This window comes from Streptomyces sp. NPDC051569 (genome assembly GCF_044454085.1).
In the GTDB taxonomy this organism is placed as follows: Bacteria; Actinomycetota; Actinomycetes; order Streptomycetales; family Streptomycetaceae; genus Streptomyces.
The window spans coordinates 117502-131944 of record NZ_JBITDJ010000009.1; the positions used below are offsets into that span (position 1 = coordinate 117502).

Annotated in this window: 7 protein-coding genes and 2 pseudogenes; 3 read left to right on the forward strand and 6 right to left on the reverse strand. The window is 67.7% G+C overall.

The window, feature by feature from the left end; all coding sequences use genetic code 11:
* Window positions 1-441: 441 nt before the first annotated feature.
* The 3 genes from ACIBAE_RS16280 to ACIBAE_RS16290 form a co-directional block, all read right to left on the reverse strand.
* Window positions 442-1080: a lipoprotein gene (locus tag ACIBAE_RS16280; protein ID WP_399285481.1), complete on the reverse strand. Its 639-nt coding sequence runs from the start codon at window positions 1078-1080 to the stop codon at window positions 442-444.
* Between the two features lie 353 nt (window positions 1081-1433).
* Window positions 1434-2567, reverse strand: coding sequence for a barstar family protein (locus ACIBAE_RS16285; RefSeq protein ID WP_399285482.1), 1134 nt, complete (start codon window positions 2565-2567; stop codon window positions 1434-1436).
* Window positions 2568-2932: 365 nt separating this feature from the next.
* A complete protein-coding gene (locus ACIBAE_RS16290; RefSeq protein WP_399285483.1) occupies window positions 2933-7003 on the reverse strand; it encodes a discoidin domain-containing protein in 4071 nt (1356 codons plus the stop codon).
* A gap of 575 nt (window positions 7004-7578) precedes the next feature.
* On the opposite strand from ACIBAE_RS16290, the pseudogene ACIBAE_RS16295 reads away from it, so the two are divergent.
* Window positions 7579-7968, forward strand: a pseudogene (locus tag ACIBAE_RS16295) (YciI family protein); the annotation flags it as partial.
* Window positions 7969-8042: 74 nt separating this feature from the next.
* Here ACIBAE_RS16295 and ACIBAE_RS16300 read toward each other — a convergent pair.
* Window positions 8043-9782, reverse strand: a complete 1740-nt coding sequence (locus ACIBAE_RS16300; RefSeq protein ID WP_399285484.1) for an AIPR family protein — start codon at window positions 9780-9782, stop codon at window positions 8043-8045.
* A gap of 1071 nt (window positions 9783-10853) precedes the next feature.
* On the opposite strand from ACIBAE_RS16300, the gene ACIBAE_RS16305 reads away from it, so the two are divergent.
* Window positions 10854-11393, forward strand: a complete 540-nt coding sequence (locus ACIBAE_RS16305) for a winged helix-turn-helix domain-containing protein (protein WP_399285485.1) — start codon at window positions 10854-10856, stop codon at window positions 11391-11393.
* On the forward strand, window positions 11390-11917 hold the full coding sequence (locus tag ACIBAE_RS16310) for a transposase (protein WP_399285546.1): 528 nt from the start codon (window positions 11390-11392) through the stop codon (window positions 11915-11917). Before ACIBAE_RS16305 ends, ACIBAE_RS16310 begins: the two co-directional genes overlap by 4 nt.
* Before the next feature lie 667 nt (window positions 11918-12584).
* On the opposite strand, the pseudogene ACIBAE_RS16315 reads toward ACIBAE_RS16310, so the two are convergent.
* Both ACIBAE_RS16315 and ACIBAE_RS16320 read right to left on the reverse strand, forming a co-directional pair.
* Window positions 12585-13277: pseudogene (locus ACIBAE_RS16315) on the reverse strand (IS5 family transposase); the annotation flags it as partial.
* A complete protein-coding gene (locus tag ACIBAE_RS16320; protein WP_399285486.1) occupies window positions 13274-14122 on the reverse strand; it encodes a putative RNA methyltransferase in 849 nt (282 codons plus the stop codon). The pseudogene ACIBAE_RS16315 and the gene ACIBAE_RS16320, both read right to left, overlap by 4 nt.
* Between the last annotated feature and the right edge of the window lie 321 nt (window positions 14123-14443).

The window sequence follows — 14443 nt, forward strand, 5'->3', positions numbered from 1 at the left end:
GGACACGCGGAAACGGCGTCCTCGCCCCGCTCACCCGCCGTCGGACCGAGCGAACGCGCACGTCAGCGGCGCGGGAACACAACACACACCACGCTCACCGTCACGACCGTGGCGTGGCCACAGCCCGCCCGATCGGCCGCACGGGTCCCACCGCAGGCGGTCACGCGTCCACCACTGCCCGCCGGACTGGGTGACGGCCCTGCACGACGACCCGGAGTCGACGGCTTCGCGGCGCGTGGCGCTTCCGCTACGGCGTCCTCTCCGCAGGTCAGTTGACCCGCTGGAAAGGCGAAGCGCGTCGGGCGGGTCAACTCGGCGCGGAGGCGCTCCACACTCCCGTGGGGATGCCCCCCCGGCGGAATCGCCCTGGAGCGGTCCCTGACGGCTTCCCCGGACCTTGCGGGGGTACGGCCGCCCCGGGACGGGCTTCCTGTACGTACGTCAGATGCCGTGCAGGCTCTTCTTCGCCAGCTCGTACGCCGGGAGCATGCCCTCGTGTTCCTCCGAGTCGAGGCCACCGAGGTGCAGGACGACCACACCCATCGGTGTCGCCAGGGCCAGCGCCCGTTCCTTCTTCGGGGCGTCGAGGGCATCGCTGGTGTTGACGTACGCGACCTCCGTCGCGGCGAGGCCGCCCAGCGTGAGGTCGCTGTATGTCTCCTGGTCGCGGTGCTCCGCCTCGACCGCGACGAACGCCTCGAGCGCCCCGTGGGCGTCCTCGCCCTTCTTGCTGCCCGTCCACACCCGCAGGAAGCCGATGTGACCCGCCGGCTTGGCATCGATCTCGCATGCCAGCGTCACCGTGCCCTCGGTCGGCGACCCGAACTCGCCGTTGCCCGACTCGACGGCCTCCGCCTGCCAGCCGGCCGCGAGGTCGAACGTGACCGGCAGGGCGCATGCCGAGCCGGAGCCGCCGACCGAGCCGCCCTTCTTCACGGCGCCCCCCGCGGCCGCGCCTGCGGAGTCCTTCTTCTCCTGCGGGCTCGCCGAGGAACTCGCCCGACTGTCCTTCGGTGGCTCGCTGGAACAACCCGTCACGGCCGTCAGCAACATCGCCGCCGGAACCGTTCCGAGGCCCATGCCCCGCATCACGCCTCGCAACGCACTGCGCACTGTTGGATCCCCACCCGGTGAATGTCGTTGTGCTGTCGGGTCATCATAGGGAGTCGGCACCGGCGGGGATTTCCCGGCACACAGCGGTGGACAGATGCGCCTTTACGTGAATGCCGACCATGTGCGGACTGTCGTCGGCGGCGCTGTGCTTGGGTGAGCTTTGTTCGGACAGGACCTGGCCCGCGCGGCTGTGCGTGCGGCACATCGAGTCGCCAGCCCACAAAGACTTGGACCCTCCGGAGGCGGCCGCCGGTCAGTCCCACCAGAAACCCACGCGTAAGCCTTGATGAGCTGGTCGGCGTTCGCGGTGAGGCTTCCGGCTACATGTTGATCGTGCTGAAGTATCGCGGCTCGGCTGCGGGCCGGCAGACGTGCTGAAGGCCTTTCACCGTATCGGTGCGACCGGTGAGGGGATCGAGCGGTTCCGGATGGTTGCTCTGGATGCCCCGCCGGATGCGGCCCGGCGGCGGATGCGGAAGGTCTTGAGCACGGCGAGGCGCCGTGCCAGGCGTTCCGGGCCCGCGAAGATCCGCCGGACAGGGCCTGAGAGGCCACGTCCAGGGGCAGGCATGAGCGCTGCCGTCATGGGCAGCCGTTCTCCGTGGAGCCGATGCCGTGTTCTCCACGGCGGCTGGAGTCGAGCCATTCGTCGCTGTTCCACAGACGGGCATGGCTCCGACGGGTTCGAACCGGATGTCCGGGTCGTTGCTGTGGATCAGGGCGAAGAAGCGGCGCTGAACCACCGCCGCCCGGCGGGCCTGGTTAGCCATGATGTCCAGCACGATCTGCGCTGCTCCAGGGTCTGCGGTGGCGAAGCGGTCGTAGTCGGTGAAGGCCAGCACGAGCCCGGTGCTCTCGGCATCATCGTCGTAGGGGCCGAAGCAGGCCACGTCGCCGAGACAGTCGTTGAGAGCGTCCAGGTTGTGGCCGTAGTAGTCGGGAAACCGCAGGGTTGCGGCGATGCTTCGGTGCATGTCCTCTTCCGTTGTCCACCCGATCGCCGCCAGGTGGACGACGCGGAAGCCACGGTCCGCAAGTTGCTGCACGGCATCGGTGAGAAGGTGGCGTCGCCGGAGGAGTGTCACGAAGGCGTTGCTCATGTACTCGACACCGGGGAGCTGATCCGTCGTGTCCTGTGGGGCAGGCACCTGGGCTGTGTCACGCCTGAAGTTGTCCAGGAGCCGGAAGAACTCGTCGATCGGCGTGGAATCAGCCGGTGTGTGGCGCTCGATCTCTGCGGCCCAGGTGAGGGAACTGGACATTCCGTAGTACTCGTGGCTGGAGTGCACGGCGAGTGCCACGCGGTAGCCGGTGAGTATGGACTGCAGGTGCTGGAGTGAGCAGCCCGGCAGCCATGTGCCGGGCCGCAGGCGGATCTGCTCCAGGAAGTCGTACACATCGGAGTACTCCTGCCAATGCTTGACGGCGTTGGCAGGAGTGTCTTCGGTGGGCATGAGGGCAGCCTACGGTGGACGTTTCATGGGGCGTTGCCTGCGAGGCCTCGAAGACCCTCCTTACGATCAGTGACCGCGTGTGCACACAGGTGAGTCTGCTTCCGGCGCGCGGTGAGCGCGAACAAGTCGGTCGTGAACGCTCGACGGAGGCTCACCGCCGCTGTCGTCACGTCGGCCGCGTTGGAGGTCATCGGCGGGGGTACCGTCGCCTACGGCCCGCCCGCGCAGCTGGCCACGGCAACGCCCATGCCAACGCCGCCCCACACCCAGCCGCCGGGTCGGTGTCTGCCGTAGGGCGACGGGGCCGGGGCCGCGCGGGCGGCCCCGGCAAAGCGGGAGGACCCGGCGTGATTCGCCGGACCGTCTTACGCGCGGCTCACCGTCGCCGCCGCGTTGTACCCCTCCGTCCGCAGGGCGGGCCGACCCGAGGGCAGCGCCTCGGCGGGCCAGGAGAGCGTGACCGTCCGCGACTCACCGGGCAGCAACCATACGTAGTTGTCGCTGTAGAGCGTCGGCAGCACCCGCTCGCCGCTCTTGGCGTCCAGGAGCGACAGCCGTACCATCGCGGCCACCGCCGAACCCCGGTTGTGGACCGTCGCCGTCAGTGCCCGGCGCGCGCCCGACCGGGTCACCCGGCCGAGATCGGCGGATACCTTCACCGGCGTGGCCTTGTTGAGCGCCTTCATGTCGGCCGCCGAGCGGTAGCGCCAGTACGTATTTTCGGACAGGGCCTTGCCCCGCCGGTCCTCCAGACTCAGCCGCAGCAGGTGGAAGTCCGGCATGTCCTTCGTCCACTCGGCCGTGAACGCCTCCGTCGTCGTGGAGGACGCGACATCCACCGTCGTACGCCGGGCCGGTCCGCGCTGCCGTCCGTCCAGGTCGTAGAAGCGCGCGGTGACCGTCGCTCCCCTGATCGCCGCTGCTGTGTGGTTGACGGCGATGACCTGCCAGCTCCGGGGATCGGCCTGGACGTGCACGGCCTCGCAGGCCTTCCGGGCCCCGTAGTAGGTACCGTTGACGTCGAAGTCGTAGTCGTACGTCTGCCACACGGTGCTGTGCCACGCCGGGTGGGACATCCAGAGCATCAGGCCGCTGGCGTCCTTCCACAGGTTCGCGTTCCACGCCTCGAACATGGCGCGCGTGTTCTCGTAGTTCACGAACTGCGCCTTGCGCGCGAAGTCGTTCAGACCCTTCGCCGCGCCGAGACGGGTCTCGATGGCGGCCTGGTAGTTCTGCGGGGCCTGGTTTCCCCGCGTGCTCCAGTCGTGGTAGTACCAGGCGCCGCCGATCGGCCACTCTGGCTCGTCGCCGACCAGGTCGCGTACGCTCTCGGCCGTCGAGACCACGGGCATCCCGATCTCGGTGTGGAAGCCGAAGCTGCCGCTGCCGTAGGTGGTCGGGGAGAAGTAGCTCTCCGCCTCGACCCAGCCGTACGGGCCCCCACCGGTGACGATGCCCCCGGCGGAGTTGTTCTGGTAGAAGAGCCCGGGCGCCTCGGCCTGGACCGCGTCCCGCATCCCGCTGTCGATCGCCTCCGGCGGGTTGCCCTCGTTGGCGCCGCACCACACGACCACACTGGGGTGGATGCGGTAGCGCCGTACGGTGTCCCGCGCCAGGTCGTTGAAGGCCTGGTGGTCCGGCGGGTCCATCGCCCAGGCATTGGGGAAGTCGTTCCACACCAGGATGCCGTGCTCGTCGCAACTGGCGTAGAACTCCTCCCGGTTCACCGAGCCGACCCAGTTGCGGATCATGGTGAAGTTCATGTCGCGGTGCATCCGCACCGCCGCGTCCATCCGTTCGGCCGGCATACGGCGCAGCAGCTCGTCCCAGCCCCAGTTGCCGCCCCGGCAGAAGACCCGCACACCGTTCACACTGATCTTCAGCGGGTCCGGTGCGTTGTCCACCGCCCGCACGTCCGTCCATGTGGTGGCGTCGTCGGACACCTGGATCACATAGGTCTTCGGGTACGCCTGCTCCCACACGATGACGACCCGGTCGAAGGAGATCGGAGAGCCCAGGTCCACCTGGATCCACTGGTCGTCCTCGTAGGCCGAGGACCAGCGTGTGCCGGGGTTGCCGTCCGTGGCGTTGGCGGGAGGGTTCGACCCGTCGTCGGACCGCGCGGTGGCCGGCCGGCGCAGCGCCAGATCGGTCCCGGGCTTCGCGCTGTCGATGACCGACAGACTCCACAGCGACGTACCCCAGCTGGTTGCCCGCGCGCCGCCGCTGATCCGCACGTAACGGGCTTTCCTGGCAGGGAAGTCGACGTTCTGGAGGCTCGCGTCACCGCCCTGGAACGGCAGCGGGACCGCGGAGTTGTCGACCGTCCTCGCATCCGTCCAGGTGGAGCCGTCCGTCGACACCTGCACGACATAGGTCTTGGCGTACGCCTGCTCCCAGACCAGGTCGACCCGGTCGAAGGACACCGGAGAGCCCAGGTCCACCTGGATCCACTGGTCGTCCTCGAACGCCGAGGACCAGCGGGTCGTCGGGTCGCCGTCGGTCGCGTGGGAGGCCGGGTTGCCCGGATCGTCGACCGACTGGGCGGTGGCCGTCCGGTGCAGGGCCAGGTCGGTGCCGGGCGCGGCGCTGTCGAAGACCGACAGGCCCCACAGCGACGAACCCCAGTTCGTGGCCCGGGTCAGACACCGGATCCGCACGTACCGCGCGTTCTGTGCGCCCACCGGCACCGACTGCGTGTACGCGTCGCTGCCGCCGCCGAACGGCAGCTTGATCTCGTACTCGTAACCGAACTGGCGGATGCCGAAGCGGGTGGTGCGCCGGTCGCTCTCGTCGCCGCCGACCGACGCGGTCAGAGTCAGGTCGTGCAGATGCGGCTCGCCGTAGCCGTTCGGCCACCACAGCTTCGGGTCGCGCAGCCGAAGCCGTCCGTAGGCGGCGGGCGTGAAGGTGACATCGGTGGTCGCGCCGGCGGCCACGGTGACGGTCTGCGAGACCCGTACGTCGCCGAAGGAGGCGGTGACGGTCACCCGCCGGTCGGCGGAGTCGGCGTTGCGCACCGGCACCACGATGGTGACTTCGGCGCTGCTGGTGTCGGGCAGACCGGGCAGCTTGGTGTCCACCCGGGGGTCGCCGATGACCGCGTGGCCGGTGGAGCGGAGCCGTACGTGGTTCCAGATGCCCGCCGCCCGGTCGCGTACGGCCGGCATCCAGTCCCAGCCCGACGAGGCCAGGTACGTGGGCGAGTTGCGATTCATCATGGTGGCGCCGGCGTCCACGAAGGCCAGGCCGGCCGGCCCCTTGTCACCCGGGCTGCCCGGCAGGGGCATCGGCGTGATCTTCACCGCGAGCGCCTGCTCACCGCCGGTCAGCAGGCCCGTCACCTCGTGGGCCGAGCGGGCGAACGGGAATGTCAGCCCGCCCACCTGCCGGCCGTTGAGCCACAGATCCGCCTGGTGGTTGACACCGTCGAACTCCAGCCAGATATGACGCCCGGAACCGGTGCGCAGGCCCTTGGGGAGCCGGAAGCCGCGCCGATACCACCAGGAGTGACGGGACAGCGCCTCCGGGACGCGCAGGTTGTTCAGCCCCGCCACCGGGTCCGGCAGATGCCCCTGCTCGACCAGCGAGGCCAGGACCGTACCGGGCACGGTCGCGGGCAGCCAGCGGCTGGTGTCCACCGCCGTCCCGGACAGCTTCGCGCCGTCGCCGCCGGCCCAGTCGTCCATGGTCAGCGTCCAGCCCGATTCCAGCGGGACGGTGCCGTCGGCGGCGACCTTCAGCGCGGGCGCGTCGTGGTGACGGGTGCCCCAGTCGGTCCACCCCGTGGCCGCCGGACGGTGGCCACGGGCGGTCCCGTACACCTCGAAGCCGTTCAGGCCCAGCGGGTTGGCGTTGGACCGCTTGTGCACGGTCATCCGTACCCAGCGTGCGGTCACCGGCTTGGCCGGCTTGATCTCCACGACACCGCCGGTGCCGGACGTGGTCCGGTAGACGCTGGTCCACGTACGGCGGTCGCGGGACACCTCGACGACGAAGTCCACCGCGCAACTGGACAGGACCTCCTGGCCCGTGGTGCTGTCACGCGGATTGCCGCCGGAGGACGGGACGAAGACCGGATCGCCCGCCGTGGCCTCGAAGGTCAGCCGGACGGACTCGACGGAACAGTCCGCCTGCAGGTCGACGGATATCCACTGCGGGTCACCGTCCGCGGCGCGCCACCCGCTGCCCCGTACGCCGGTGGAGCTGAGCCGGTCCACCACGAACTCGCCCGGCGTGGGGGCGTAGTCGGTGGACGACACGGCGATCGGGCGGTAGGCGGCCAGTTCGCCCGGAGGCACGGCCCCGGCCGGTGAGCCCGGCACCGCCGCCTGACTGCTCGCGGGCAGCGCGATCCCGAGGCCGAAGCCCGCGAGCAGCGTTGATCCGGTGGCGACCACAGACCGGCGGGACGGGTGAGACGACTGATGAGTCATGGGCGAGTAGTCCATTCCAGATGATCAGGAGAGGAACAGGCGGCCTGAACGCTGCTGGCCTGACAACGTTGCCATAGGCTGTAATTCGCAGCCGTTCATGTCAAGCGTTCTGGCAAAGTCCGGTTCGCGCCGGGCAGGGAAGGGGCCCGTGGAGCTCGCCGGCCGCCGCGCGATCGCCGACACCGTGCTGTCGTCGAGCCGCAGCAGGCCGACCGCCCACTCCACCGCCCGGCTGGTGAGCTCGGCCCGCGGCGGCGCGAAGCCGTGCTCCTCGGTCCAGGCCCCTCGATCGAGGAGACGAGTCGGAGCGCGCCACGACTCGCCAGGGCCATACGTAAGTGGCGCGCCTGAGGTCTTCTCTGGATTCAGTTGCCTGGTCGCCGCTGATCCTGGAAGGCCTCGCTCCGTCTCGCCCTCGTGCCACGCCGTGGACTCGGACGCCGCGAGACGGCTCACCCAGGCGCACCTACGAGAGCGAAAAAAATCGGACGGCGATGTCGAGAATCCCGTGGCCGGCTCCGTCCCCGCGACGAACGCGACCAAGATGGGCCGCACCAGCACCGAGGAGAAACACGATGGCCAAGTACTTGCTGCTCGAGCACCACCGCGGCGCCCCGGCTCCGGTCAACGACGTACCCATGGACCGGTGGACGCCGGAGGAGATCTCGGCCCACGTGCGGTACGTGCACGACTTCGCGGCCCGGCTCGAGAGGACCGGCGAGTTCGTCGACAGCCAGGCGCTCGCCCCCGAGGGGACGTTCGTCCGGTACGAAGGCGAGGGTCGCCCGCCACTCACCGACGGCCATTCGCCGAGACCAAGGACCTCACGCCGACTGGATGGTGATCGATGTCGACAGCTACGAGCGTGCCATCGAGCTGGCCGGGGATCTGGCGGCCGCCCCGGGGCGGGCGGGGAGCCGATCCACAAGTGGCTCGAGGTGCGCCCTTTCCTGGCCGCGCCGCCAGCATTCCCACCATCAGCCCACAACAGCGTAATGGCCCGCCGGAAGAGCCGAAGGACCGCCATGCAAGATCGACATCAATGTTCGATGTGGAAGCGGCTCTGGGAGATCACCGCCTGTCGGAGCTTGGTGGTGAAGTCCGCGCTGCGGGCGATTTGGTCCACGCCTCCGGCCTTGTTCCGGCGTAGGGCGGATTTGAAGTTCTGGTCGAGGGTTCCGGCCATGCGCTCCATCAGCTCATTGCTCAGGTGGTTCAGGTCGATATTGAGGAGATCCCGTACTGTTGGCTGTCGTAGTCGTGTGAGCGTATAAGCGGATACGCACGCCAGGGGATAGAGCCAGTTCTCGACTGTTTCCCCTAGCAGGGGCCGGTCTTCTGCGTACTCGGACAAGAAGCGGCGGAGCTTGGCGTGGACGTCCAAGGAGAGACGGTAGATGTCAAGGTCGTACCTGGGCGAGAAGATCTGGCCGTAGTGTCCGTCGTCCAGCAGCAGAGCCTCTGAGTGCCTGAGCGCCGTGTGAGGCTCCCGGAGGGCGAAGGCGGTGAACTCGCGTGCCAGGCGCGCCATGCTGACGACCTGGGCAAGGGGAAACCCCAGGTTGCGGTAATAGCTGGCCCGGCGTTCGTAGTGATAGCCCCCAGCGTGGGTCAGGCTCTCTTCGATGTCTTTCTGGATGGACTCGGTTGCCCTCAGCGCGCCGGCGGGAAGCTGTGTCTGGCTGTTCGTAGCCCGGATGATCCTGTCACGTGTCGTTCCTGATTCCGGGGCGACCACGATCTTGACGAGTAGGGACCTGTCCCGGTGCTGTCCACCTGACTGGAAGTAGCTATAGACCTCGTGACTGGTCTGCAGCCCGTTCACGATCTGCGGGTCTTTGATGACGATCTTCTTGCCCGCGATCTGTGCGGCGTCGGCGACGACCGTGACGCCGTTGTTGAACCACCAGAAGTCCTCGCGTGTGCCTGACTTCAGTGTCTCGCCGATGGCGCTGTTCACCACAGTGGACCCGGCGTAGTCTCGGACGTTCGATTCGAAGAGCTCCAGACGGAGAGCCTCGTTGTCAGACGTGATGAAGCGGTAGTACTCGTCCAACCGTGCCAGGCACACGTAGCCTTCACCGAGAGACGTGCTCATCGGGGTTTCGGAGAAGATGAGCTGCGCCACTGCCTTCGCACCGCGGGCCGTCCGCTCGCGCAGATCGGCGGCGTTCAGGTACTCGATGGTTGCAGCGGTGTCCGAAGTGATCTTTGCGAGTTCTCGTCGAAGTCGATCACCCTTCGACTTCACGTTGGGATGAGGGCCTTCAGCAGCCTTGCTGGCGTAGATCACTTTGACCCGGACCTGGGGGAACGACGACGCCAGATCTTCCAGGATGCGCAAGAAACGGCGTGTTCGCTCCAGCAGCTTGGCATTGGTGTGGTCCACCAGTTCCTCCTCGACACGGCTCATGTCGAGCAGCGTCGGGAGATGGAAGTGCAGCTTCTCGAAGACGGTCTCCTGGTAGCCCGGGGACGTCTTCGCCTGCAGGATCACCAGCTCGATAGTGCCGGCTCTCGAGGACATGTACTGATGAGCGTCCGCGGTGACATAACGGCCGTCGACGAACGACCAGATGCCGTCGATGCCGCAGTCGTGAGCCCCGTCCACGATGCCGTCCAAGATCTCGTCGTTGTCGAGATCCCAGTCCTGCAGGGCCTTGTCTGCCGCGAAGAACGTAAAGAAGTCATCCCGTCCCTGATGCGGAGCCAGGCGACGATGCTGATCGTCCAGGATGCGGTCGAGTAGCCGCTGATCGTTGTTCTGTACAGATGACATGCAACCCCCAATGAGCCTGCGAACGCTATGAGATGCTCGCAGGGCAGGGGAGCAGACGAAACCCCCCCGAGAGTTCTGGATCCGAGGGGCAGGCAGTAAGGAAGCCTCTCTCCATCCGGAGAAGGACTGTCGGTGTCCGCCATCCAACCGTCCGTGGCAGGCGCCGTGTCCCGCGAATCCTCGGTAGATAAGCAGGCCGGCCAGGCCGCTCGGAGGGTTGCCCGTCGTACCTGCGGGGCCGGATCAACCCGTCCCTGGGTGACGACGGCCGCTGGCCCGCTTCGACCTGCGCGGCGTGGTCGTCACCGCCGACACCATGCATGCCCAGCGCAAGACCGCGAAGGATATCGTCGCCGCCGGCGGGCACTAACTCCTGGTCATCAAGGGCAACCAGAAGGAGCTGCACCGACAACTGCGCCGCCTGTACTGGCCACAGATGCAGCTGCTGGACCGCACCCGCACCATCGGGCACGGACGACGCGAGGTACGACGGCCGAATCTGTGCACCGTCCAAGCCGGACCATTCTTCCCCCACGCCGTCCAAGTGACCGAAATCAAGCGACGCCGCGTCAACACCAAGACCGGCAAGGTTCAGAGGAAGACGTCTATGCCGTCACCGGTCTCACCCCCGATCAGGTCGGCCCCGCACGGCCGGCCGAACTCGTGCAGGGCCACTGGTCCGTGGAAGCCCTGTACCACCGACGAGTTGTGACCTACGCCGAGGACGCCTCCAAGATTCGCACCGGCGGTGCCCCCTGCGGCCGTGGCCACCCTGCGCGCAATTCGCGATCGGCCTCATGCGCCAGGCCGGCTGGACCAACGTCGCCGCCGCAGCTGACCACCACCGGTCTCGCCTCGATTACGTCACCGCCCTGCTCAAGATCATCTGCTGATGCCGCACCAGCCCTACCCAGTTCCCCTTTCAGATACCAAGTGATGGTCGGTCAGGGGGCGGCTTCTGTTGAATCAACCTCCGACAGCGGCTGCCTGGATGACGTGCTACTGAACTTGATTGGGTGATGTCGGGTCGTTCGCCTGACAGCGGCTGAGTCGGGTCGGTAGCTGTGTGGTGTGAGATACGCGCAGGGTGGCGGTTTGACCGACGCCTGGAGAGCCGTGAGGGAGCGGGTCCGGCTGGAGGCAGTGGGTCGTTTCGAGGGCGGCGCGAAGAACCGGGAGATCGCGGCCGAGCTGCGGGTCAGTGAACGGTCGGTGGAGCGCTGGCGCCGTCAGTGGCGGGAGTCTGGCGAGGAGGGTGTCCGGTCGAAGGGCTCACCAGGTCGCCCGAGGCTGTCTTCAGCCCAAATGGCTTGGTTGGAGCGTGAGTTGCAGCGTGGTCCGCTTGCTCATGGATGGGTGGATCAGCGGTGGACGCTGGCGCAGGTGAAGATGTTGATCGGGCGGTTGTTCCACGTCGGCTACACGGTGGAGGGGACATGGCGGCTGCTGAAGCGGCATGGCTGGTCCTGGCAGCAGCCGGCCCGCAGGGCGATCGAGCGTGACGACGAAGCAGTGGAGTTGTGGAAGAAGGAGGTGTGGCCGCAGGTAATAGTGCGGCGGCGGCCCGCGGGGCCTGGATCGTCTGTGAGGACGAGGCCAGCCAGTCGCTGAGGCCGCCACGCGCGAGGTCCTGGGGCCGGGTCGGCCGGACGCCGGTCGTGCACGTCCGGGGCAGGGGTTCAGGGCGAGTTTCGATGGCGGGAATGGTCTGCTTCCGCCCCGGAGACCGCTCCCGGCTGATCTACGGATTCCGCGTCCACCGGGGCCGCAAGGGGGAACCCAAGGGCTTCACCTGGCAGGACTACCGCGACCTCATCGTGCGGGCGCACAACCAGCTCAAGGGCCCCATCGTCCTGGTCCGGGACAACCTGCGCACCCATCTCATGCCGCAGATGAAGGACTTCATCGCCGCGAACGAGGACTGGCTGGCCGACTTCCACTTTCCGTCCTACGCACCCGACCTCAACCCGCAGGAAGGCATCTGGTCCCTGGTGAAACGGACGATCGGTAACCTCGCCGCCGCGAACCTCGACCAGCCCGCCACCGCCGTGAAGCGCAGCCTCAAGCAGACCCAGTACCGACCGCACCTCATCGACGGCTGCCTCATAGGCACCGGCCTGACCCTGACCAGCTGACGCGATCAGGCCGACATCACACATTCAAGTTCAGTAGCGGCGACGAGGGCAGAGAGAAGACCGCCGGAGACATAGGTCGGCGCGTCCGGTGCGGCGGTCTCCGGCTCGACAGTCTCCCGCGCAGCAGCCGGTCAGTCCGGCCTGCCGGCTGAGCAGTTCGCGTGCCCTCTCACAGTGATCTTGCGCGCCGTCGCTGTCGCTCGGTCGTCGCACGGGCCTCAGCGACCCTGATCATCTGACGTCGCCTTTCTTGCTTTCACCCCGACAAAACCGCCTATCAGATGTAAGGCCGACGAAGCGGCGTATGCACCCGACTGAAAATGCATCAGCCCTGCAGGAGGAGCCGAGCCTGTGCCTGTTGGGCGAAGGCCATGGTAGGTGATCTTGGACCTGGAGCGGTCGCCGAAGAACCTCCCGGCGTAAGGGGCGTGGAATGGTCGGTAGCTTGTCCTGGGAACTGGAGAGAGCCTCTATGGCCCCGGGTTTGCGACCCGGGAAGCGCGGCTTGTCCATAACCGGTAGAACCGGGAAATGGCGGGTTGTCGAGAGGCAGTCGGAGGGGGCTGTAAGGCTCGTAGATCTTGCAGGGGATACCCGGTTGAACGTGTGAGGTGTTCCGGTAGCGGTCCGTCGCCCGTCATGGCAGAGTCGTCTCGCATGATCGATGGATGACAGCGCGGACGCCGCGGCACGCGAGGTCTGCGCGGATCTTTTTGGAGCACGCCTTGTCTCCGAGCAGGGCGTCCGGTGTGGTGCGTCGCCTGCCTCGGCCGCATCGGCGGGACCCGGATAACGCCCAGCAGGAGCGGCAGGATCTGTCCGTCGTGGACCTGCCCCGGGTGACCACGATGGGCCAGTGGGCGGCCGTTGCCGTCCATGGCGTGATGGATTTCGGTTGCCGGGCCGCCGCGCGATCGGCCTTTTGCGTGCGTCCCAGGTCCACGGTCGATCACCGTATCCTCGCTCTCGCCTCGGCGGTGGCGGCGCTGGTGTCCGACTCCAGCCGAGTCGTGTCCGTGGCGTGCTGACGAACTCGGGTGATCGTCGAGTCCATTGAGACCGTCCGGTCGATTGCGCCGATCGAGTCCGTCTGGGAGGTCAGTTGTGCCAGAACTGAGTTCCACGTGCCGCCAGCAGCCCACCGGCGATGTCGTTTCCACACCCTCTGCCAGGGTCCGAACACCTCGTGGGGCGGGTCTCGCCAGGGGATCCCGGTGCGGTACCGGTAGATAATTGCCTCGATGATGCGGCCGTGGTCGGCGAACGGGCGCCCTACTTTCCCTGTGTCGCAGGGAAAGTAGGGCGCCAGCCGTGCCCGCTGCTCGTCGGTCAGTTGCTGCGAGCGCCCGCTGGTGGTCACCGAGGCCGGTAGGCGGTGGCCAGCACGGAGACGGTGACCTGGTCGGGCACGAGACCGTAATTGCCCAGGCCCGCACCGTTCAGATGGTGTGCGCTCGGTGTCATCCCCACCAGATCGAGGACCTCCGCTCTCGTCAAGTACGTGACGTACTCGACCAGTTCGGTACCCGCGGCCTCGAAGAAAGGGGCCAGTACCGTGTGCAGGCGGTGTTCCTTGGCCGGGTCGATCGTGACCATTCCGGGCACCTGGCTGCGCAACTCGAGCAGGTGCCGCCCGGTCGGACGCACCACGATCAGTCGACCGCCCGGCCGCAGCACCCGGTGAAACTCGGACGGGTTGCGCGGGGCGAACACGTCCAGCACGACGTCGGTCATCCCGTCGGCCAGCGGGAGGGGGCGGAAGACGTCCCAGGCCGCGGCGGCTGCCCGCTCATGGGCATGGGCCGTCGCGCGCAGAGCGCGCACCGAGGTGTCCAGACCCAGACCGCGGGCACCGGGCAACTGCTCGAGGACGCCGGCCAGGTAGTAGCCCGTGCCGCACCCCACGTCCACCACGGTGCTCTGCCCGGGCACGGCGTCGGCCGCCAGGTGAGCCACGATCCGGCGGATCGGCCCGTACCTGCCGGAGGCCAGAAACCGGTCCCGGGCTCGGGTCATGGCCGCGTCGTCGCCGCTGGTGGCCCGGGCGCCCGTCAAGAGGCTGACGTAGCCATGCCGGGAGATGTCGAAGGTGTGGCCGGCCGGGCAGCGCAGCGCGCCGCGGTCGGGGTGGAGGCAAGCGCCGCACGTCGGACAGCGCAGGAGATCGAGGAACGATTCGAGGGCAGGGGGAAGCGAAACACGCACAAGGCACTCCTGGCAACGGTGATGGGAAGGGACCGTGCCTGCACGCGTGCTCAGAAGATGACCGTCCCAGGAGGACCGATCGGCGTCGGCCCTCGCTGCGGGCAGCGCCGGAACGCGGGTCACGCGGCAGGCATACCGAGGAGGGCGATGCCGTCCGGCATCGCCCTCACAGCCTCCCGATCAGTGGAAGCAGCAGTGCGGAGTGCTCATGAATGCCACAGCACGATTCTACGAGGCGAGGCTCGGCCGGAGCCCCTCGCACGTTCCCGCGGTGAAGAGGGCATCTGATCTGGACAGCCGGTAGTGAGTGATGTTTTTGTG

Excerpts from the sequence above, each read along its gene's own strand:
- ACIBAE_RS16280 (WP_399285481.1), bottom strand. The coding sequence starts at position 1,080 with ATGGGCCTCGGAACGGTTCCGGCGGCGATGTTGCTGACGGCCGTGACG.
- ACIBAE_RS16300 (WP_399285484.1), bottom strand. The coding sequence starts at position 9,782 with ATGTCATCTGTACAGAACAACGATCAGCGGCTACTCGACCGCATCCTG.
- ACIBAE_RS16285 (WP_399285482.1), bottom strand. The coding sequence starts at position 2,567 with ATGCCCACCGAAGACACTCCTGCCAACGCCGTCAAGCATTGGCAGGAG.
- ACIBAE_RS16290 (WP_399285483.1), bottom strand. The coding sequence starts at position 7,003 with ATGACTCATCAGTCGTCTCACCCGTCCCGCCGGTCTGTGGTCGCCACC.